This window comes from Clostridioides sp. ES-S-0048-02 (assembly GCF_020658495.1).
GTDB lineage: Bacteria > Bacillota > Clostridia > Peptostreptococcales > Peptostreptococcaceae > Clostridioides.
This window is the reverse complement of the sequence record NZ_JACVWH010000027.1, coordinates 1-20,061: the sequence shown is the minus strand read 5'-3', so window position 1 is coordinate 20,061 and position 20,061 is coordinate 1. Positions and strand designations below refer to the sequence as shown.

The 20,061-nt window shown below is 31.2% G+C and carries 27 protein-coding genes; all 27 read left to right on the top strand.

Annotation, left to right across the window (positions count from 1 at the left end; all coding sequences use genetic code 11):
• Positions 1-3: 3 nt before the first annotated feature.
• A complete protein-coding gene (locus IC173_RS18910; RefSeq protein WP_227856097.1) occupies positions 4-201 on the top strand; it encodes a hypothetical protein in 198 nt (65 codons plus the stop codon).
• A 2-nt stretch (positions 202-203) separates the two neighbouring features.
• Positions 204-521, top strand: coding sequence for a hypothetical protein (locus IC173_RS18905; RefSeq protein ID WP_227856096.1), 318 nt, complete (start codon positions 204-206; stop codon positions 519-521).
• Positions 518-901: a hypothetical protein gene (locus IC173_RS18900; protein WP_227856095.1), complete on the top strand. Its 384-nt coding sequence runs from the start codon at positions 518-520 to the stop codon at positions 899-901. Before IC173_RS18905 ends, IC173_RS18900 begins: the two co-directional genes overlap by 4 nt.
• 12 nt (positions 902-913) lie before the next feature.
• Positions 914-1,324, top strand: a complete 411-nt coding sequence (locus IC173_RS18895; protein WP_227856094.1) for a hypothetical protein — start codon at positions 914-916, stop codon at positions 1,322-1,324.
• Between the two features lies 1 nt (position 1,325).
• A complete protein-coding gene (locus tag IC173_RS18890; protein ID WP_227856093.1) occupies positions 1,326-2,150 on the top strand; it encodes a hypothetical protein in 825 nt (274 codons plus the stop codon).
• Between the two features lie 12 nt (positions 2,151-2,162).
• Positions 2,163-2,366, top strand: coding sequence for a hypothetical protein (locus tag IC173_RS18885; protein WP_227856092.1), 204 nt, complete (start codon positions 2,163-2,165; stop codon positions 2,364-2,366).
• Between the two features lie 2 nt (positions 2,367-2,368).
• Positions 2,369-3,790, top strand: a complete 1,422-nt coding sequence (locus IC173_RS18880) for a phage tail sheath subtilisin-like domain-containing protein (protein ID WP_227856091.1) — start codon at positions 2,369-2,371, stop codon at positions 3,788-3,790.
• A 15-nt stretch (positions 3,791-3,805) separates the two neighbouring features.
• Complete coding sequence (locus tag IC173_RS18875) at positions 3,806-4,219, top strand: phage tail tube protein (protein WP_227451124.1); 414 nt, start codon at positions 3,806-3,808, stop codon at positions 4,217-4,219.
• Between the two features lie 82 nt (positions 4,220-4,301).
• Positions 4,302-4,799, top strand: coding sequence for a phage tail assembly chaperone (locus IC173_RS18870; RefSeq protein ID WP_227856090.1), 498 nt, complete (start codon positions 4,302-4,304; stop codon positions 4,797-4,799).
• A 5-nt stretch (positions 4,800-4,804) separates the two neighbouring features.
• Complete coding sequence (locus IC173_RS18865) at positions 4,805-4,957, top strand: hypothetical protein (RefSeq protein WP_016056327.1); 153 nt, start codon at positions 4,805-4,807, stop codon at positions 4,955-4,957.
• A gap of 42 nt (positions 4,958-4,999) precedes the next feature.
• Entirely contained in the window at positions 5,000-9,256 is a 4,257-nt protein-coding gene (locus tag IC173_RS18860) for a phage tail tape measure protein (RefSeq protein WP_227856089.1), read from the top strand.
• An 82-nt stretch (positions 9,257-9,338) separates the two neighbouring features.
• On the top strand, positions 9,339-10,121 hold the full coding sequence (locus IC173_RS18855) for a hypothetical protein (protein WP_227856088.1): 783 nt from the start codon (positions 9,339-9,341) through the stop codon (positions 10,119-10,121).
• 29 nt (positions 10,122-10,150) lie between these two features.
• A complete protein-coding gene (locus tag IC173_RS18850) occupies positions 10,151-10,546 on the top strand; it encodes a hypothetical protein (protein ID WP_227856087.1) in 396 nt (131 codons plus the stop codon).
• A gap of 59 nt (positions 10,547-10,605) precedes the next feature.
• Positions 10,606-11,277 carry a LysM peptidoglycan-binding domain-containing protein gene (locus IC173_RS18845; protein WP_227856086.1) on the top strand — a complete coding sequence of 224 codons (672 nt, stop codon included), beginning with the start codon at positions 10,606-10,608 and terminating at the stop codon, positions 11,275-11,277.
• A complete protein-coding gene (locus IC173_RS18840; protein ID WP_227856085.1) occupies positions 11,274-12,236 on the top strand; it encodes an XkdQ in 963 nt (320 codons plus the stop codon). Before IC173_RS18845 ends, IC173_RS18840 begins: the two co-directional genes overlap by 4 nt.
• Positions 12,229-12,591: a hypothetical protein gene (locus tag IC173_RS18835; protein WP_227856084.1), complete on the top strand. Its 363-nt coding sequence runs from the start codon at positions 12,229-12,231 to the stop codon at positions 12,589-12,591. Before IC173_RS18840 ends, IC173_RS18835 begins: the two co-directional genes overlap by 8 nt.
• Positions 12,569-13,027, top strand: a complete 459-nt coding sequence (locus IC173_RS18830) for a DUF2634 domain-containing protein (protein ID WP_227856083.1) — start codon at positions 12,569-12,571, stop codon at positions 13,025-13,027. Before IC173_RS18835 ends, IC173_RS18830 begins: the two co-directional genes overlap by 23 nt.
• Positions 13,028-13,035: 8 nt before the next feature.
• Entirely contained in the window at positions 13,036-14,172 is a 1,137-nt protein-coding gene (locus IC173_RS18825) for a baseplate J/gp47 family protein (protein ID WP_227856082.1), read from the top strand.
• Positions 14,169-14,816 carry a YmfQ family protein gene (locus tag IC173_RS18820; RefSeq protein WP_227856081.1) on the top strand — a complete coding sequence of 216 codons (648 nt, stop codon included), beginning with the start codon at positions 14,169-14,171 and terminating at the stop codon, positions 14,814-14,816. The genes IC173_RS18825 and IC173_RS18820 overlap by 4 nt, the downstream gene beginning before the upstream one ends.
• Positions 14,809-15,654: a phage tail protein gene (locus IC173_RS18815; RefSeq protein ID WP_227856080.1), complete on the top strand. Its 846-nt coding sequence runs from the start codon at positions 14,809-14,811 to the stop codon at positions 15,652-15,654. Before IC173_RS18820 ends, IC173_RS18815 begins: the two co-directional genes overlap by 8 nt.
• A 13-nt stretch (positions 15,655-15,667) precedes the next feature.
• Complete coding sequence (locus tag IC173_RS18810) at positions 15,668-16,300, top strand: hypothetical protein (protein ID WP_227856079.1); 633 nt, start codon at positions 15,668-15,670, stop codon at positions 16,298-16,300.
• 10 nt (positions 16,301-16,310) lie between these two features.
• The gene (locus tag IC173_RS18805) at positions 16,311-16,523 is read left to right on the top strand and encodes a hypothetical protein (protein WP_227856078.1); all 213 of its coding nucleotides are present in this window, start codon (positions 16,311-16,313) and stop codon (positions 16,521-16,523) included.
• The gene (locus IC173_RS18800; RefSeq protein WP_227856077.1) at positions 16,523-16,705 is read left to right on the top strand and encodes a hypothetical protein; all 183 of its coding nucleotides are present in this window, start codon (positions 16,523-16,525) and stop codon (positions 16,703-16,705) included. Before IC173_RS18805 ends, IC173_RS18800 begins: the two co-directional genes overlap by 1 nt.
• Before the next feature lie 126 nt (positions 16,706-16,831).
• Positions 16,832-18,553 carry a glycine rich domain-containing protein gene (locus IC173_RS18795; protein ID WP_227856076.1) on the top strand — a complete coding sequence of 574 codons (1,722 nt, stop codon included), beginning with the start codon at positions 16,832-16,834 and terminating at the stop codon, positions 18,551-18,553.
• A 242-nt stretch (positions 18,554-18,795) separates the two neighbouring features.
• Positions 18,796-19,026 (top strand): hemolysin XhlA family protein, encoded by a 231-nt coding sequence (locus IC173_RS18790; RefSeq protein ID WP_227856075.1) that lies wholly within the window; start codon positions 18,796-18,798, stop codon positions 19,024-19,026.
• 16 nt (positions 19,027-19,042) lie between these two features.
• Positions 19,043-19,300 carry a phage holin family protein gene (locus IC173_RS18785; RefSeq protein WP_167653770.1) on the top strand — a complete coding sequence of 86 codons (258 nt, stop codon included), beginning with the start codon at positions 19,043-19,045 and terminating at the stop codon, positions 19,298-19,300.
• On the top strand, positions 19,300-20,061 hold a 762-nt coding region (locus IC173_RS18780; RefSeq protein WP_227856074.1), incomplete at its 3' end, for an N-acetylmuramoyl-L-alanine amidase. The genes IC173_RS18785 and IC173_RS18780, both read left to right, overlap by 1 nt.

The window sequence follows — 20,061 nt, the reverse complement described above, 5'->3', positions numbered from 1 at the left end:
ATTATGGCTAAAAAGAAAGATAATTTGCAAGTAAAAGCTTTGGTTTACTTAAAATATGATAATGACTGTTATAAAATAGATGATGTGTTTGAGATTAGAAAAATTGACCAAGAACTCATGGAAGAAAAGGGCTATATAGAAGTAATAGGAGAAGCTGAGGAAAAGAATAATAATGAGATTCTCAACAAAGATGGTGAGTAGACATGGCTATTAACAATTTAGATAAATTAAAACTCAATTTACAAGAAGAAGAGTATCCATACTTTACAGATGAACAATTACAGTTACTTCTTGAATCTAATGATAATAATATCCTAAAAGCTTCATGGAGAGGTTGTTTACTCAAAGGTTCTACAGATGATTGTATTAAAATAGGTCCTATAGAAACTAAAAGTAGTAATAGTTCATACTGGTTGTCATTAGCAGATATATATAAAACTGATTATTTAGAAGAAAAATCAAAGAATGAAACAACTAACACAGGATATAAAACATCTATGACAAGAGTTGATGGACAATGAGAAAATTAAGAGCTGATAAGATAATAAAGACTATCAATAGAGGGATAGCTTTAAATCCTCAAACAATAACTATAGAACAAGAAATTAAAAAAATAGTGGATGGAGCTATTGAGATTACAGATGAAGTAAAAGAACTAACAGTAGTTATATATCCCGAGAAAACTAATGATACAGTAATAAATAGTGAAACTATTGGTACAGCATATAGAAATAAGAACTTTGGTATGGTTGCAGATAAAGAAGCTGATTTAAGATTGAATACTGAAAATGATATAACATTTAAATGTATTGAAGGTACTATGAAATTAAATTATGTAAATCCTATTGTAGTTGAAGAAAAGATTTGTGGATATGTATGTGGTCTTGAAAAGTTAGATTAGAGGTGGTTTAGTATGAGTGTGTTTACTAAGGCTATAAATGAAATTGATAGGAAAAAGGCTACAATGCCACTTTTGTGTATGAATATAGCTTTTATGCTAGAAGGAGAAGCCAAAAATAGTGCAAAATGGACTGACAGGACAGGAAATGCAAGACAAGGTATAACAGGAACTAGTCTAGGTGGAGGAAATCAATACATTGTCCGTCTAGGTCATGGTGTTGACTATGGAAATGTTTTAGAGGAAGGTTCAGCACCTCATGTTATAAAACCAAGAAGTGCAAAAGCTTTATTTTGGAATGGAGCTTCACATCCTGTAAAACAAGTACAACATCCTGGCACTAAAGGGACACATTCTTTAGAGTCTACAGTTAGCAAGAATATATCTAAAATAGGTAAATTAGTAGAAGGACATTGGAGTAAATAATATGAGAGCAGGAATAAGAAAAGCCTTAATTGATAACATACCAAGATTAAAAGATTGCTATGAACCAACTGTAGCAAACAAAAAGACTATAAAACCATATGCTGTAATTGTTCAAGGCGAAGATTCTGACAGCGAGGGCGAGGTTATAGGTTTTAGAAGAAACATAAATATTTGGTTATATGAGAAAAGAACCACATTTAATAAACTAGATGAACTTACAAAAGAAGTTATAGAAACTTTAGATTTTAAAACTATAACAGATGATACTACTAACGAGGTATTTACATGTATTTATGAGGGTGCAATTGGTCAAGATGTTATAGACGAAGAATGGGAAGCTATAATAAGGTGTCTGAGGTTTAGCATAATAGCTTTAGATGATAAAGAAGATATAACTAATGATAGATGGGTTGAAGCTCTATCTAAGTACACAAAAGATTTATTAGAAATCGAGAGTTACAAGGACAATTGGAAGAAAAATTTTATAGCACCATGTTGTTTGTGGCGAACTACAAATGTTGAAAACAAAAGGATTAACTATCATCTGATTGAGATTACTAAAACTATGAAATGTCACGTGGTAAGTAAAAATAAAGATGAAATAGTTAAGCTTCTTGAAGAATTAGAGACTAAGCTAATAATAGATAAGAGAGTAAGACTTAGAGAAGATAAAAACATGTATTTAACTATTGTTAGCGTAGTTGAGGATAGAGAATCAGACATGTTTACTACAGGACAATTAACAGTCATATTTAAAATGATAGGTAAGATAAAAAGAGAAGGACCTATTATGAATGAAATTTATAATAGTGGAAATTTAAGATAGGAGGTGCAAGGATTGGCTGAAACAAATAATAAAAAGATTAATGTAAGTAAGCAGGAAGAAAAATATTCAAAAGAAGATTTCTTAAAAAATAGTGAAGCACTTGGCTACAAGAAAGAAGTAGTTGCAGGTGCTTTATTTAATTGTAAGAAAGAAGAACTTACAAAAGTAGAGTTTGAGAAATTAATAAAAGATTTCTTAGAAAGAGAGGTGAAGTAAAAATGGCAACAGGAACATGGAATGAAAAAGAAAAAAAAGAAATACCTGGCTTTTATAATCGCTTTAAAACACAAGCAGAAAAGTCTACAAACACAGGTTTAAAGGGTAGATTAGCAATGCCAGTTAAAGCTAATTGGGGAGATGTAGGTAAGGTAATAACAATAAAAAATGATTTGAGACAACTTAAAACTTTACTTGGTGATGATATTAACTATTCAGCTTACAAGTTAGGAAAACTAGCTTTACTAGGGAATGTAAAAGAACTGTTACTATATAGGCTCGTAGATGGAAAACAAAAAAATGGTACATTAATACTTAAAGATACTACAGAGAATAGTGCAAAAGATGTAATTAAGCTAGAAACTAAGTATCCAACAGCTAGAAACTTTAATGTAACAATAAAATCTAATTTAGTAGATTCAGATAAAAAGGATTTTATATTCTTTGAAGGAACTAAACAGTTATTTAGTTCAAGTGTTAAAGGTACTATAGATGAAATAGTGCTAGAAATAAACTCTAATTTAGATAATGAGTATGTAATTGCAACTAAGGTAGCTGATAGTGATACAACATTAGCAAACTTAGTAAATGTAGCACTTGAGGGTGGTAATGATGGTTGTACTTCTATCACTAATGAATCTTATCTAAAAGCATTAGAAGAATTTGAGAGATATAGTTTTGATAGCTTTGTACTTGATGGTGTAGCTGAGGAAGCTTTGCAAGAAACTACGAAGGCTTGGGTGGCTAAAAATAAAGAATTAGGAAAAGACATACTGTTATTTCTAGGGGGAAAAACAGAGGATAATATAAAACAAATTAATGATAAATCAAAAAGTTTTAATGATGAAAATATAATTAACACTGGAAGCTCAGCTTATTATGAGGGAATAAAATATACACCTAGCGAAGTAGCCGTTTACACTGCTGCTCTTTCTGTAAGCAAAGGCATAACAGGTAGTATATGTAATGCTAAGACTATATTTGAAGAAGTAGAACCAAGATTAAGTCAAAGCGAAGTCAAAGAGTGTTTGAAGTCAGGTACACTAATACTTGATTTTGATGATGGAGACGTGATTATAGTTGATGATGTAAACACCTTTAAGAAGTATACAGATGATAAGAATGAAGCAATGGGATATATCTCTAATATCATGTTTATTAACACTATAAATAAAGATACTTCTCTAAAAAGAAAAGAGTTTGTAGGGAAAATATTTAATGATGCGACAGGGCAGACAACTGTTATATGTGCATTAAAGAAATATTTTGAAGAATTAATGAGCCAAGGTATTATATCAGAGTTTAATGTTGATATAGATACAGAACTTCAAGCAACTGCCAAAGCAGATGAGTTTTATTGGAAATGGGACGCTGTCAAGATTGATGTAATGAAGAAAATTTATGGTACTGGATACCTAGGATAAAGGAGGTTATAGATTATGTACAATGATGATTATATAGAAGAAGCCAGTTTTCTGAATGGTTCTGATGTAGTTATACTTATTGATGGTGCAGAAGAGCTATACATGGAAGAAATAAAAGCTGATTTTGAGCAAGATGAGCAAAGTATTAAACTGTTAGGGTGTCAAAATGAAATATCAAGGGTTGGTACTACTAAAGGTTCATTCTCCTTGAATGGATATAAGACAGATTCAAGATTTGCAAAATTAGGATTTAGGTCTTTTGAAATAATATATAATTTATCTAATTCTGAAACATTAGGATATGAAAGTATTAGATTAAAGAATTGTAGATTAAAAAAATTGCCTCTTATAAATTCTAAAGCTGGTGAGATTGTAAAGATAGAAGTAGAGGGAAGTTTTAGAGGGTATGATTTATTAAACGAACTTTAAAACAAAATAGTGTTTCACTTAAAGCTATAAGCAATTAAGTTTGTTTGTAGCTTTTTAAAATTAAAAATATTGGAGGAATAGTATGTTAGATATTGATAAAAGAGAGTTAGAAAATGAGGAAATAGAAAAAGAAGATTATGATTTAGATGAAGAAATAGAAGAAACGAATGAAGATAGGTTGAAGATGAAAGAGGATGAAATAATAGCAAAGCTATTGGAGAATTCACCAGTACCCGAAAGAACTGTATTTTTAGAAAGATTAGGAATACCAATCACATTGAAAGCATTAACAGAAAAAGAGATTAGTAAAATAAGAAAAGATTGCACTAAAATTGTAAAAGTCCAAGGGCGAAGAGAAGAAAAATTAAATGATGATGAGTTTAATCTAGCATTGATAGAAAAAGGGACTGTGAAACCTAACTTTTCTAATCAAAAATTACTTGATGCTATGAAAGTAACAAATGCTAGAGAATTTATAAAGAGAAAATTCCTAGCAGGAGAACTGAGTAAAATAAGTGACCAAATATTAGAATTATCCGGTTTTTATGATGAGATAAGTGACGATGATATAAAAAACTAATAAAAATGGGGGGACGACTGACTGTTTTAAATAACATCTTTGTTAAGCATCATGTTCCCCCAGATGTTTATGTTAAGAAAAATTTAATGTCTCAACGCTTAATGAAAGTATTTACTCAAAATGAAATAGAGCAAGAAAATAAAGCTATGAAAAAATAAATATCTGTAGAAAGGTAGGTGAGGGAAATAGCTAAAAAGGAAATGTACCATATTGATGTTGTCATAAGTGCAAAAGGTGATGGAGAAACAAAAAGCAAACTAAGTGCTATGGAAAAATACATGAAGCAGACAGAAAAAAGGATGCAAACACTTAACCGAATAAAAGTTAATCCTGCTATAAAAGCTACAGATAAAGCTTCAAGTGTTGTAAATAGAGTTAATAACAATATGAATAAAGCAAAAAAAACTGTTACAGCAAGAATAAAGGCTACAGACAATGCTAGTAATGTAGCTAATAGGGCTAGTAATAATGTTAATAAAGCTAGAAAGACAGTAACAGCAAGGTTAAAAGCTACAGATAATGCGAGTTCTACTGTTAACAAAGTTAATAATAAGATAAAAGAAGTTGCTAAGCCTGCACCACCTATAATAATTCGAGGACAAGATGAGTCTAGCTCTATAATAGACAAAATAAAAGCTAAGATACAGAATTTGAAAGCTGATACTATTATAAAGATAAAGACACAGGCAGATGAAGCTATAAACACTATTTCTCGAACTAAAAATAAACTACAAGAATTCGTAAGTAAGAGATATGAAGTGGCAGTTAAGATTAGAGATGAAGCTAGTTCAGCACTTGGAGGAATTACAGGAAAAATAAACTCTTTTGTAAGTGGAGCTATTAGTAAATTCGCTCAGTTAACGGCTGCCGCAGGAGCTTTGTTGGGAGGTATAGGAGTTGGTTCTTCGATAAAGACTTTTGCAAATTTCGAGCAATCAATGAAAAATGTTGAAGCTGTAACGGGAGCTTCTGGAAAAGAAATAGATAGTTTAACAAATAAAGCTAGAAATCTTGGGAAAACAACTGTTTATACATCAAAAGAAGTGGGGGATGCGATGTATTATGCAGGTATGGCAGGATGGAAAACTAATCAAATTATCGAAGGTATGCCAAGTATACTAAATCTTGCATCAGCAGGAGGTACCGATTTGGCACTAACATCTGATATAGTGACGGATGGATTAACATCACTAGGAATGACTGCTAAAGATACTGGCCAATTCGTTGACATTATGGCTGCAACTATAACAAACTCTAACACCAATGTTGAGTTATTTGGGGAAACACTTAAATTCATTGGCTCTCTAGGAGGTTCATTAGGTGTACCTATGAAGGATGTAGCTCTGGCAACTGGATTAATGGCAAGTAGTGCTATTAAAGGAAGCCAAGCAGGCACTTCTCTAAGAATGGGGCTTTTAAGACTTATAAATGAGCCTAAGCGAGCTTCTGCGGCTATGAAAAAATATGGAATAGAAATGAAAACTACAAAAGATGGAAGCTTAGATTTAGCAGCAACAATAGATGAGCTTAGAAAAAAATTAGGTGGTCTTGAAAATACTAAAGCAGTAGGAGCTTTAGGAGATATAGTAGGGGCTAATGCAAGTAGTGGTTGGGCTGCAATAATAAATGCAAGTGAAAGTGACTACAATAAACTAAAAAAAGCCATAGCTGAAAGTGAAGGGATGGCAAAAAAAATAGCTGATATGAAGTTAGATACTCTGTCGGGACAATTTACTTTGCTAAAAAGTTCTATAGATGGAGTGAAAGAAAGTGTAGGAAGAGAATTAGGTCCTATGACTCGTAAATTCGTAGAGGACTTGACAGCAAAAATACCACAAATTGGAGAAGCTATGGTAAGTACAACTGCTAAGTTTGTTAATAATTTCGATAAAATAAAGGCAGGATTCCAAGTTTTGTTACCTGGAATAATGTCTGTAGTTGGAGCAATATTAGTGCTTAAAACAGCTTTTGTTTTTGGTAGTGCAATAAGGTCACTAAGATTGCTTAAAGCAACTATAGGAGCCACAAGCATAAGTGCTATATTACTACCTGTAGCAATAGGAGCTATTGTTATAGCTTTTGCAGGAATGTCTGTTGCTATTTCTAACAATAAAGTGGCTATAATGTCTTTGCAAGAGAGATTTGGTGTGTTTGGTGACTTTGTAACAGGACTTATGGAACGTGTAGGAGGAACAATAAAGCTTGTAGGAGGGAATCTTCTTATAATTATAAGCTCAATAGGTCAAGCCATAGGAATATTATTATCAAATAAAAGTTGGGGCGAAAAAGCTTCTTCATTAAAAAATATTTTTGGCAAAACTATGGCAGAGATAAAAACAAATACAAAGGAAGCGCTAAGTGATATAGCAGGAGAAACTTCAAATGCTACAGCTATGTTAAAAACTGCTAGCCAAAAACAATTACAAGGAGTGACAAAAGCTTTTTCTGTGGCTTTTGAACAATCTAAAAATGTAACTGAAAGAAAGTCTAGTGAAATTGCAAAGGCTCTAGGAAATTCTTTAGATGGTATGGGCGAAAGTTCTCTTACTATGATGCGAGGGTTAAATGATAATATGGCTATAATTTTGTCAGGTGTAAGTGCTAATATGAAACCTGATGAAAAGGTTGAAAAGATTACTAAAAATTTAAATGACGCTTTTAAGGCAGGAAAATTAAATGCAGAAGACTACAGAAATAGCATACAAGAAACCATGAATTTTATAAATAAGTATGGAGCTGGTTCTTCAAATAGTGTTAAACAAGGTATGAGTAATGCTTTCAATGCATTTAAAGAAGGAACAAACGTAGGCGGTCTGAAAGATGGAGTAACAGGAATGCTAAATTCGCTGAAATCAACAGGACCACAGGCTCTAGAAACATTGAAAAATCTAGGTGGTAAAGCATCAGAGATTTTTAAGGGAGTGGATTTTAATTCTTCTATAGATACACAAAAAACTAAAGTATTACAGAATCTAAATAGTCTAGGATTGGAAGGAACACAAGCTATAGACACATTAAGAACTATTTTCTCGCAGGCTTCTACTGCACTAGATACTACAAACTTAAAAAAAGGCTTGAGTGATACATTTAATTCATTTAAAAGTGGATTCAATAAGGATGGTATGAGTGGAGCCATAAATAGTATGCTTGGAACTATAAATCAAGCAGGACCACAAATACAAGAAGCTCTAGGGAAAATGGATGGAAAGATGGGGCAAGTATTTGCTGATGTAGACTTTAGCACTCCAATTGAAACTCAAGCTTCTAAAGTTTTAGAAAATCTAAATAATCTAGGAATAGAAGGACCAAAGACTCTAGAAACTGTAAGGAGTATCTTTGCTCAAGCATCTTCACAAATACAAGGTTCAGCTTCTCAAACAGCACAACAAGCGAATCAAGAAGTGGCTAATGCTCTAACTCAAGGTAACCCAGCTGTACAACAAGCAGGGCAACAATTAGGTGCAGATTTGACAAATGGTGTAGTAAATGGAGTTCAAGCAGGGGTGCCAGCTGTTCAGCAAAAAAGTAATGAACTAGCTACAGCTACACAAAATGGAGTAACAAATGCTGTAAATAGTGCAACTCCTCAAATAGATAATAGTAATCTTACAAGTGGAATAGATACGGCATTTAACCAAGCTACTGCAACAGTTCAGCAAGGAGCTACAAACATGTATAACGGGGCTAAACAAAGCTTTACACAACTATCACAGATAGGAAGAGAAGCTGGAAGTAGCCTGTACAATGGTGCTACAACTTCTTTTAATATGTTAGCATCAAATGTAAGGGTTGCATGTAGTAGCATGTACAACGGAGCTAGGACATCTTTTACGAGTTTAAGTAGTTCAGCTATAAGTGCCATTTCTGCTATGTGTAGTTCTGTATTAAGCCAAGTTAGTGCTATGTCGAGTCAAGTTATTAGTTATTGGAATAGTGTAAGAGCAACAGTTTCAGCTCCAATAAGTGCATCTTTTAATGTTAAGACTACTCAAACAACTGTCAAAAGAACAGTAAATGAAGGAGGCGGAATACTAAGTAATATATTTGGTCATTTTGCAGAAGGAGGAGTTGCAAGTAAACCAAGTATTTGTGGAGAAGATGGAGCTGAAATGGTCATTCCTTTATCAAATGCTAGAAGAAATCGAGCGATAGGCTTGTATGAACAAACAGGTAAAATATTAGGATTAGGCTCAACTCCTTCTCAAAAAGTTGGAGTAAGCTATTCTAATGTTGTAAATAATGTTAGACAATTTCCTTTCACAAATGTTTTAGATACAGATAATAAAGAATATAGAGAAGCTCAACCACAGAATTTAATTTCAAATAATGGGAATACAATAAATTTAGGTGGAATATCTATCAATATTCAAGAGAGTAATAACAAGGAAGATATGATACAAGAAATATTATCTCAAGTAGAAAGTGAAATAAGAGAAGCATTACAAGACATTGGATAATGTCGAATTGTTGTTAAAAAAAATCCTCCTTATAAATGATATAATATTGTTAAAATATGCAAATTTATGAGGGGGAAATTTTATGTGGCAGAAATTTAAAAAACTAAATATTGTTATGAGAATTATTATAGCTCTTATGGCTATATGTTTTTTTCCGATTACACTTGTGGTTTTTTCAATCGAATTTTTAGTGAAAGCTGTTGGAAATAAAAATAAGGGTAAAATTGTCTTGGGATGTTTTTTAGCTTTATTAACAATGAGTTGTGCTAGGTCAATTTATCTTACAAGAGGTTTAGATGATAAGGATTCTACACCAGTTAAACAAGTTTCATATACAGACAATAATAAGTCTAAAAATAAAATGAATGAAGAAAACGAAGAGAAAGCACAAGAGGAGGTCAAGAAAAAAGAAGAAGAAGATAAAAATAGCCAAGAAAATAATGCAGAAGATAATAATAATAAAAATGATGTAGGGACTAATATAAAAAACGAAATAAAGTCTATGGAAAAAGGTAGCGTATTGGATGTTCAATACACACAATTAGACGAAAACAATAAAATTGCAGTTATAAAAATGCAACTATTGGATAACTTTAGTCCTGAGGATATGTTAAAAAGTGGTTTTCTATCTGCAAAAAATATAATAAAAGCTACAGATGAAAAATATTCAAGTAGTATCACGCAATATCAGTTTTGGTTTGTAGCGAATTTAATTGATAGCTCGGGTAATAAAGACCAACAAAAAGTTTTGTCATTTGAGTATAGTAGAAGTACGCTACAGGGCATAAATTGGATTGCTGCAACAACTGATGAATTTATGAACATGGCAGAAAATGTATGGTTACATCCAGCATTTAATAACTAATAATATAGACATTTTTAAGGAGTGCATATATGAAAAAACAAGAGATATTATATATATTAGATGACAATATAAAAACTAGCTATATAAAAAAGTGTATAAAAGAAACTTTAGTTGAACCAACTCTTTTTAGCATTGATACAGAATGGCTGACATGCAAGACATATAACGAAGAATTGCATCAAGATTACTTAGTTATGCTAAATGAGAAAATTTATGAATTGAAGAGGTTTACTGATTTTGTAGAAGGATTAGGAGAAATAAATATAAATAATCTATCTAGAGTATATGACTTGGGAGTGTATGATGACTATATAATTAGGTGTATAAGTGGCTGGGAGTGGGAAACAAATAGTGAAGACGAAGAAATAGATAACATTTTTGTACAACAACTCATTGATGAAGCTTTAGAAAAAGAATATGAATAGGAGAAAAGCATTTACTTATTAAGAGTAAGTGCTTTTTTATTGTAAAAAGAGGTGATAACTTGGTAATAGATATTTATCTAAAAAATGAAAAAGAAAAAATAGATTTCCATTTTCCAGTAAATCCACAAGATTATCTATCTATAAAAAAAGAAAAAAGATTTGAAACTGTTGATATAGTGAACTTAGGTGAATTTGACATTAAAAAAGAAGGAGAGAAGATAAGAGAAATATCATTCAAGACATTCTTACCCAATTTATATGATGCTTCTTATTGTAGATATAGCGAGTTAAAAAATCCAATCGAAGTAGTTGCAATGCTTGAAAAATGGGTAGACCAAGCCGAACCATTACGCTTAATAGTAACTGGTTTTGGTTACAATGGGTTAGTTACAATATCTAGTTTTAGCAATACTCAAACAGCGGGAAGAGAAGAAGATAGGGACATTGAGATAACATTTAGAACTTACAGAGAACTGAAGATAGAGACATTAAAAAAAGAGACTAAGAGTAATGCTAAAACAGACTTAAAAGATAATAGACCTAATACTCAAACTAAATCTAAAATATATACTGTTAAAGCAAGTGATACATTATATAAGATAGCTAAAAATCTTTTAGGTAAGGGTTCAAGGTGGAAAGAGATTTATAATATACCCGAAAATAAAAAAGTTATTGGTAAAAATCCAAATATTATTAAAAAAGGACAAAAGTTGGTGATACCTTCTAAATGAAAATAATACTAAATAACAAATATGACATTGCAAATTTTAATGAAGGAATAACATTAAGTGAAGCTATAGACGGAGTTGCATATAAAATGGATGTATCATTAGTAGAACCTAAGCAACTTCAAGATATAGGAATTAAAAAAGGTGATAAAATAGTTCTAATTGATATAGCCTATGAGAGTAAAAAAGAAGAAACAATCTTTGATGGAGTCATATGGGAAACTAGAAGAAGTGAAAAAAGTAAGAAACTGACATTGTCTTGTAGAGAAAGAACAGTCTATATGGAAGAATCAGAAGAACAATATAGTTTTAAAGAAAATACAGCAACACAGAGGATTGAATATTACTGTAAGCAATGGAATATACCTTACTACAATCTAGCTAACACAGGAAAGAAACTTGCTAAAGTAATACATAAGACAAATATACTGGATATGATTAAAAAGGATTTAAAGGAAACCGCTAGTAAGGGTGGAGATTTATTTAGAGTAAGAATGGATAATAAATTGAAATTATTCAAGCTTGGTACTAATGCAAATGTATATAAATTAGATAGTATATTAGAAGATGTGAACTTTACCAGTAGCTTTAATGATGCAGTAACTTCTGTAAAAGTGTTAGGTAAGAGTAAAGATGAAAATACAAAAGCACCTATAATTGGCACCTATAAAAAGGACTCAGATAAGTATGGAACTCTACAAAAGATTAAACAAGATGAAAAGATAACTAATGCAAAAGAAGCTAAGAAAGCAGCAGAAGCAATGTTTAATAGTGGAGAAGAAACAATAAGTGTAGATTGTGTAGTAGATATAAATAGAATAAGAGCAGGTGACAAAGTAAGTTTAAAAGGAAAAGAGTACTATGTTATAGATGTTACTCATACATTAGACTCTACACCAAAAATGAAGCTCAATATAGGGACTTTAGATTATATAAGGAGGAAATTTTATAACAATGACTGATGCTAGATTTAATGGAGTTGCTAGAATATTAAAAGAAAAAATGAATAAAAGTGTTAATGATGGAGTCTTTGGAATGGGTTGTTCACTTGCAGAAATAACAACAAATGGTCTTAAAGTAAGTGGCTATAAAGATGAAATACAGGACTATTTAGTATTAGAGAATTTAACCTTGAAAGAGGATTATTTTACTCTTTCAGATGAAATGTTAGGTGTAGAATATAGACATAAACATAAAATAGAAACTCCGAAAGAATTAAAACCCTTGGCTATAGGTGATAATGTATTAGTAGCCGTTATGGGAGCTGAATTTGTAGTAATTGGGAGGGTTGTAAATGCCAAACCTATTTCCAGTTAATGAAACTTTTGAGACTATAGAATTAAAAAATAATAATGAAAATGAACTGGACCTAAAAGGTTCTTTTTTATTTGACTTTATAAAAGGTGAATTTGTCAAAAATGCAGATGGAACATTAAAAAGATGTAACAAGGTAGAGGCATATAAACAATGGTGTCAAAAATCTATATTAACACCTAGGTATAAAAGGTCAGCTTATTCTAGTGTATATGGAAGTGAAATAAAAGATTTAATTGCTAGTAACTTATCTAAAAGTGCTAAAGAACTTGAAATATCTAGGTTAATAAAAGAAACTATTTTAGTTCATCCATATACAAAAGAAGTAGGAGAATTTAGTTTTAATTGGTTGGAGAATAGCAGGTTAGTAGAGTATGAATTTAATGTATTGACAATAGATGATGAAAATATAACTATAGATGGCAATATAAAAAGGTAGGTGATTATATGGAAAGAGAACTACCTATACCAGTATTTTTGACAGAAGATGAAGAAGTAATACACGAAAGGATGTTAAGCAACTTTCAAGATGTGAGCACACTAGAAGGAGACTTTATTTATGATGCAACAAGACCTACGGCAGAAGAAGTTGCACAGTTAAAACAATTAGGATTACAAAATAGTTTAAAGATTGCATTTCCTCAAACTAGCTATGGAACTTATTTAGAGTGGCTTGGTGAATGTAAGGGAGTATTTAAAAATCAACCAACTAAATCGGTTGGCATGGTTACATTTACAGGTGTACAAGGAACTATCATTGCAAAAGGGACTGTAGTAACTACTGTTGCAACTGATGAAAAGCAGAGTATAGAGTTTGAGCTTCTTGAAACTAAAACTATAGGAGAAAATGAAACAGTAGATATTAAAGCAGAATGCAGGATTGTAGGAACTATAGGGAATGTATCTCAAAATACTGTAACTGTTTTATTAGGTTCTATTAATGGGATTAAATCTGTTAATAATAAAGAGGATTTCAAAGGTGGAACAGATATAGAAGACGAAGAACATTTTAGAGAAAGAGTTCTTGTAGCAGAGCAAGAAGACAAACTTAGTGGAGCTAGTTCAGATTATATTCGTTGGGCTAAAGAAGTTGATGGAGTGGGATATGCCTATGTAGTTTCCGAATGGAATGGAGCAGGGACAGTAAAAGTATTAATATTAGACAAAAATAGAAAAGCAGTAACACAAGAATTAATAGATAAAGTTCAAGAATATATATATCCATTAAATGTATCAGAAGGAGAAAATAGAGATGGGAAAGCTCCTATCGGGGCTTTAGTAACAGTTGTAACACCCGAAACACTACTTATTAATGTAAAAGCTAGTTTTATATTTAGTAACAGTTTTAGTGAAGAAACAGTATTGAACAATCTAAAAGCTAAGATAGACAAATATTTAGATAAGATTGATTTAGGTGGAATAGTCTCATACAATGCTATACAGGCAATAGTAGGTTCTATGATGTTGACAGACGAAGGTATACAGGACTTTTCTAATCTTACTATAAATGATGTAAAAGAAAATATAAAATTGCAGGACCAAGTGGTCGGAGTAGGGGAAATAGTTAACGAGGTGGTTGGATGATAGCTTCTAAAAAAGGTAGAGAAATGCTTCTTACATTGTCACCGATATATGAGCAAAGTTTAATTATGAACTCTATATATGAAGCTATAGGAAGCGAATTTGATAATCTAGAGTTATTAAATAAAGAAATAGAATTACAGTTATTTCCTCAAAGTGCAACATGGGGTTTAAGTTTTTGGGAAAATAGAGTAGGTTTATCTACTAACTTAGATGAACCTATAGAAACTAGAAGAAGAAAAGTCATTGCTAAGCTCCAAAGCAAATATATTATGACACCTAAAAGAATGTCTATGATACTTCAATCTTATACAGGTGCAAATATAAAAATAAATGAAAATATATCTACATATACTTTTGGTGTTGAATTAACTAGTACTCAAGGTTTTCCTCGAGATTTAGAAGATTTATATAAGAGAGTAAATGTTATAAAACCTTCTCATCTATCTGTAAGTTATAAGTTAGTATCTTTATTAAAAAGTAAAACTTATTTTGCACAAACAACAATTATGAGTGAAGAAATAACAGTATATCCTTATTCAAGTAAAGAAGTAAAAGCTAATGTTAAAGCTAAGTTTGCATTAGCTCATAACATGAGTTCAGAAATATTGACAGTATATCCAAAAGGAGGTGGTATAAATGGCTGATGAACAATTTTACACTATACTTACAAATATAGGTAAAGCTAAGATTGCTAACGCAGGAATGCTAGGCAAATCAGTAGTACTAGAGAAGATTCAAGCAGGCGATGGAGGAGGAAGCTATTACAATCCGACAGAAGACCAAACAGCATTAAAAAATAAAGTTTGGGAAGGGAATATAAATGCTTTTGACAAGGATGAAAATAATCCTAACTGGATTATTGTAACAGCATGTGTGCCTGGTTCAATAGGTGGATTTACAGTTAGAGAAATGGCTCTTATAGATAGTGAAGGCGACATGATTGCAATTTGTAAAAGTCCTGAAACATATAAGCCAAAAGTTGGTAATGGAGCTATGAAAGATTTGTATTTGAAATTTATCATAGAGGTATCTAATGTAGAGAAAGTGACATTAATTGTTGACCCAACTGCAATATTTTTAACTAAAAAAGATGAAGAAAAAATATTAACAAATATCAATAAGTTAGACACTAAAATAGATACAACTAAAACAGAGTTAACAAGTAACATAGAAACCACTAAGACAGAGATTAACAATAAAATAGGAGATACAACACAACTTGATACAACAGATAAAACAAATATAGTTAGTGCATTAAATGAGGTAAAAACTAGTGTAGATAGCATAGAAACAACAGCAGAGAAAACAACTATAAAAGATACAGATAACTTATTTGAAAGTGACAATGTAGAGGAAGCATTAAATCAACTAGCAAAAAATTATAATACATTATCAGAAAAACAGAATAATTTAGAAACAGAAGTAAATGGACAGAGAATCAAAGGTATTACTATAGCAAATAATCTAATAGATATGATATAAGTGAGGTGAAGATATGACAGAAAAATTAACTGAAAATTCTAGTTTAGGTGGACTTATGACAGCATTAGAAAGTGTGAAAAATGACTTACAGATAGGAAAAAATAATGTGGCAAGTACATTAGGAAGCCCTTTTGCTGGAACAGATAAATTAGATGTAACTAGAACAAAAATAGTAACATTAAAAAGTGCATTAGCGGATAATTTAATATATAAAGGAGTATCAGCAAGTACTCGAAGCTCATTTACTAATTTAATTAATGCGATAAATTTTATAGTACAATCAATATTAATTGTTAAATGTAAAAATACAGGAAGAGTAGAAGAAGTAAATAGTCCATACATTATTTATAACGATAAACCTAATATCAAAGGTTGTTTAAGGATTGAAGGAACTTTAGAAGTTTATAAAAACTGGGCTACTTTTGCAAATTCTAGATTAGAAATAATATATGGAGAAAAAAAAGAATATATTTATCTTTCATGTGATGCTACTGCTAGTGGTCGTTCTACAAAATTTAAAAAAGACATAATTATTGATAATACTACACAACTAAAAATACAAGTGTTATTAACAGATGTTGGAACAGGAAATAGTTCTAGTTCAAAAGCTTACACATCAGTTTCTGATGTTACATTGTTAAGATAGGAGCATAGATATGAAAAAACAATTTTATTACAATTCTTTAGAGGAAAAAGAAAAAATAATTAATGAAAATAACAATTTATATGTAATAGAGATATCAGAAACATTAAAATGTAGCTATATAATTTTATCAGATAATCCAATATACGAAAAAAAACTTAGTTACGAAGAATTAGAAAATGAATTATTAATTATAACTAATGAATTACAAGGAGGATTGTTGTAATGAATATAAATAATGTTGTGGTAAGAATATTAGCAGAAAGAATATTAAATAAGGGATTAAATCCTCTAAAAAATAGAGTATTTGAACTTGATGATGTTACCAACACAGAGTACAGGATGTCAGTTGAAAACTACATTATAGAACATAGTGGAGTAGTAGAAGGAGCAGAACCTACAGTATAGGGAATGTTCCTTTTTCAGTATATAAATTCATTTACATTTTGCCCACACTTCATCTACACTTTGCAGACGTTTATGGTTTTAAAATTAGGTACAATAAAACCATAAATTAAGAAAGAGGTGGATTAAATGGCTACAGTTTATGAATTTAATTATACAGGAAAGGGTCAAATTGTTACTTTGCCACCTGGCAAGTACAAACTTGAGTGTTGGGGTGCTGCTGGTGGTTGTGCTAGTGGTGTTCCTAAAGATTCTGGGAGTCGTGGTGGTTACACTAGTGGTGAATTAACACTAAAAAAAGAAACAACGTTATATGTTTATGTTGGGCAAGATGGAAGTGACCCTAGTAATACTGGTATTAGTGGTAGTTTTAATGGAGGAGGCGGAGGTAATGTTGCCAAAGGTGGAGGTGCTACAGATATAAGACTCAACGGATATACTACAACTCAATGGGATGCTTCTTGGTCAATTCCTTCTCGTATAATTGTTGCAGGTGGTGGAGGTGGTGTTGTCCAGGGGTATGTTAATGGTAATGCACATGGTGGTGGTGAAAAAGGTGATAATGGTTTTGCTGATACTGCTTATGCGTATGCTCCTGGAGGTACACAATTTAATGGTGGTAGAGGTTATTCTGGAAGTCAAGATGGTGAATTTGGTTATTCTACTAGTGTTCTTCCCAAAAATGATGTAGGTGGTGGTGGTGGTTGGTATGGTGGTGCTAGTTGTGCAAGTAGTACTGCTAATAGATTAGAATGTAATGGTGGTGGAGGAAGTGGTTATGTTTTGACTAAAGATAGTTATAAGCCTATAGGCATTAATTTTAGTGATAGACTTCCTACATCTGAATATTATATGACAAATCCTATTTTAATGACTGGCGGGAATACTACTTCTAAAAATGGTTACGCTAAAATAACATTACTACAATCATTACCATTTTTGAATATATCCTCATATAACTCGACTACAGCAACATTCAAAGCCGACCACACAGACCCTACATTACTAACTAAAATCGAAGTATTTATTGATGATGTATTAAAAGAAACCTTAACAACAGATTTAACATCAGAGAAAACAATTAACTATACATTAGAAGATAACGCACTACACACGGTTAAAATAGTCGTTACAGACAGTGCTAATGCTACAGCTGAAAAAGTTGTAAGTATAAGTAAGAATATAATGCCATTAGGTGATGATGCCAGTCTACAAGATATAGCAAGTAAAGTTAAAGAAATGAAACATGGCTTAATAAATGGTAAAACTTCTATCATAAATGTATTAGCATTAAAGAATATTGAATCAAGTCTAAATAATACATTGGTAGAGTTGTCAGAAAAAATAAAAGCATCATTTGATAGTGGGGATGTAAGTTTAGAAGATTTAACAAATAAGTTAACACAAGCTAATAATACTATAAGTCAGTTAAATTCTAAATATAAAGTTGCAAGCGGGACGACTACTGCTTTGCTAGCCGAAGGTAGGGCTTCTCTTTTTGAAGTTGATTATCATGGTGGTCAAAGTTGTGCTTACAATCGCTGGATTAAAGTAACTGGATTAAATTTTACACCTAATATCTTTGTTGCTTTTGAAAACCACAAAACTTCTTATCCTTATTTTCGTTTTAATTTTACATTTGCTTGTAAAGGTGTTTTTGATAAAGATTTTGGTGTAGTATCATTTTTTTCTTTTAGGGGGCAACCTGGCGAGACTAGTTATGATGCTACTGGAAATGTAATTCACATTGACAAAGGAACGCCTTACATGAACGAAAATGGTATTTATCTTCCTATTTACACTCAAGATGATTATACAACTTGTAATTGGTATGCTATAAAATTTAAATAAATGAGATGATAAAATGAATAGAACAAATAGAATTAAATTACTCAGAATTTGAATATAGGAGTATAGATTATAGCAAACAGAATAGAGAGTATATAAACCTAACAATAAAAGAATTATAGAATTAAGTTTCAATAAATAAAAAAGTAAGAGTAATATTGTAATTACTTAAGTGAATACTGGAATTTTTTTATAAGGCTTAGATAACCTCTAAGTCTTATTTTAATACAAATAAGGAGGTTTTCATGAATGAAGAACTTTTCAAAGATAATTTGAAACGACATGAGGCAACAATAAATAAACATAATGATGAAATAGATGAATTAAAAGTGGCAAATATAGAATCTAAAGCAGAGTTAAAGGCACTATGTGAGAATTTGAACTCACTTACAAGCATGCTCAAATGGCTAATTGGAACAATGATTACAACACTTATAGGATTCTTTATATTTGCTATTCAGAGAGGAATATTTTAAATTAGGAGGAAAATAAATGGATAATTTAATAAGTTTTATACCAGAGCAGTTACTAATTTTAGTTGCTGCTCTTTATGTTATAGGAGCAGGATGTAAGAAATATAAACAACTAGATAATAAGTATATTCCAGTAGTGTTATTAGCACTTGGGATAGGTTTCTCAATATGGATGTTAGGACTAAATCCTAGTGCAGTCTTACAAGGAGTAATTTGTTGGGGTATATCAATCGGTATAAATCAAACTTATAAACAACTAAAGGATGGTGAAAAATAATGAAAATAGGTATAAATTGTGGACATACAAAAACAGGACCAGGAAGTGGAGCTATAGGTAAAATAAATGAGTCAACAGAAACTAGGAATGTAGGATATAAAGTAATAGATAAATTAAAAAAATTAGGTAATAATGTAGCCGATTGTACTATAGATAAAGCGTCTACCCAATCAGAATGTTTATCTAAGATAACAGCACAGGCAAATAGACAAGACCTTGACTGGTTTATAAGTATACATTTTAATGCAGGTAGTGGCAGAGGATGCGAGGTTTACACTTACAAAGGTAAACAGTATCAAGATGCTATAGATGTTTGTAAAAAAATCTCTGCCCTAGGCTTTGTAAACAGGGGAGTGAAAGATGGAAGTGGGTTATATGTAGTAAATAAAACTAAAGCAAAAAGTATGCTAATAGAAGTATGTTTTGTTGATACTGAAGATGCAAATAAATATTCAACATTAGGTGCTGATAAATTAGCTACTGCAATAGTGGAAGCAATAACTAAACATATAAGTTCATCAGAGGAAAATAATTATAATAGATATAAACATACAATAGTGTACAGTGGTGATGATAAAGTATCAGCAGACATATTAGGGTTATATTACAAAAGGGCAAAAGAAAGTTATTTAGCGGTAGATATAAAAGACTATAAGCCACATCAAACACAAAATCTGTATGTAATTGGTGGAGTAACTTGTAATAAGATGAAAGAAATGAGTAAGACCACAGGAGAAAAGTTTACTCAGATATATGCTGAT

Excerpts from the sequence above, each read along its gene's own strand:
- IC173_RS18880 (WP_227856091.1), top strand. The coding sequence starts at position 2,369 with ATGGCAACAGGAACATGGAATGAAAAAGAAAAAAAAGAAATACCTGGC.
- IC173_RS18810 (WP_227856079.1), top strand. The coding sequence starts at position 15,668 with ATGACAGAAAAATTAACTGAAAATTCTAGTTTAGGTGGACTTATGACA.
- IC173_RS18875 (WP_227451124.1), top strand. The coding sequence starts at position 3,806 with ATGTACAATGATGATTATATAGAAGAAGCCAGTTTTCTGAATGGTTCT.
- IC173_RS18905 (WP_227856096.1), top strand. The coding sequence starts at position 204 with ATGGCTATTAACAATTTAGATAAATTAAAACTCAATTTACAAGAAGAA.
- IC173_RS18805 (WP_227856078.1), top strand. The coding sequence starts at position 16,311 with ATGAAAAAACAATTTTATTACAATTCTTTAGAGGAAAAAGAAAAAATA.
- IC173_RS18870 (WP_227856090.1), top strand. The coding sequence starts at position 4,302 with ATGTTAGATATTGATAAAAGAGAGTTAGAAAATGAGGAAATAGAAAAA.
- IC173_RS18830 (WP_227856083.1), top strand. The coding sequence starts at position 12,569 with ATGCCAAACCTATTTCCAGTTAATGAAACTTTTGAGACTATAGAATTA.
- IC173_RS18890 (WP_227856093.1), top strand. The coding sequence starts at position 1,326 with ATGAGAGCAGGAATAAGAAAAGCCTTAATTGATAACATACCAAGATTA.
- IC173_RS18800 (WP_227856077.1), top strand. The coding sequence starts at position 16,523 with ATGAATATAAATAATGTTGTGGTAAGAATATTAGCAGAAAGAATATTA.
- IC173_RS18815 (WP_227856080.1), top strand. The coding sequence starts at position 14,809 with ATGGCTGATGAACAATTTTACACTATACTTACAAATATAGGTAAAGCT.
- IC173_RS18850 (WP_227856087.1), top strand. The coding sequence starts at position 10,151 with ATGAAAAAACAAGAGATATTATATATATTAGATGACAATATAAAAACT.
- IC173_RS18900 (WP_227856095.1), top strand. The coding sequence starts at position 518 with ATGAGAAAATTAAGAGCTGATAAGATAATAAAGACTATCAATAGAGGG.
- IC173_RS18795 (WP_227856076.1), top strand. The coding sequence starts at position 16,832 with ATGGCTACAGTTTATGAATTTAATTATACAGGAAAGGGTCAAATTGTT.
- IC173_RS18840 (WP_227856085.1), top strand. The coding sequence starts at position 11,274 with ATGAAAATAATACTAAATAACAAATATGACATTGCAAATTTTAATGAA.
- IC173_RS18855 (WP_227856088.1), top strand. The coding sequence starts at position 9,339 with ATGTGGCAGAAATTTAAAAAACTAAATATTGTTATGAGAATTATTATA.
- IC173_RS18790 (WP_227856075.1), top strand. The coding sequence starts at position 18,796 with ATGAATGAAGAACTTTTCAAAGATAATTTGAAACGACATGAGGCAACA.
- IC173_RS18865 (WP_016056327.1), top strand. The coding sequence starts at position 4,805 with ATGGGGGGACGACTGACTGTTTTAAATAACATCTTTGTTAAGCATCAT.
- IC173_RS18835 (WP_227856084.1), top strand. The coding sequence starts at position 12,229 with ATGACTGATGCTAGATTTAATGGAGTTGCTAGAATATTAAAAGAAAAA.
- IC173_RS18820 (WP_227856081.1), top strand. The coding sequence starts at position 14,169 with ATGATAGCTTCTAAAAAAGGTAGAGAAATGCTTCTTACATTGTCACCG.
- IC173_RS18895 (WP_227856094.1), top strand. The coding sequence starts at position 914 with ATGAGTGTGTTTACTAAGGCTATAAATGAAATTGATAGGAAAAAGGCT.
- IC173_RS18825 (WP_227856082.1), top strand. The coding sequence starts at position 13,036 with ATGGAAAGAGAACTACCTATACCAGTATTTTTGACAGAAGATGAAGAA.
- IC173_RS18910 (WP_227856097.1), top strand. The coding sequence starts at position 4 with ATGGCTAAAAAGAAAGATAATTTGCAAGTAAAAGCTTTGGTTTACTTA.
- IC173_RS18860 (WP_227856089.1), top strand. The coding sequence starts at position 5,000 with ATGTACCATATTGATGTTGTCATAAGTGCAAAAGGTGATGGAGAAACA.
- IC173_RS18785 (WP_167653770.1), top strand. The coding sequence starts at position 19,043 with ATGGATAATTTAATAAGTTTTATACCAGAGCAGTTACTAATTTTAGTT.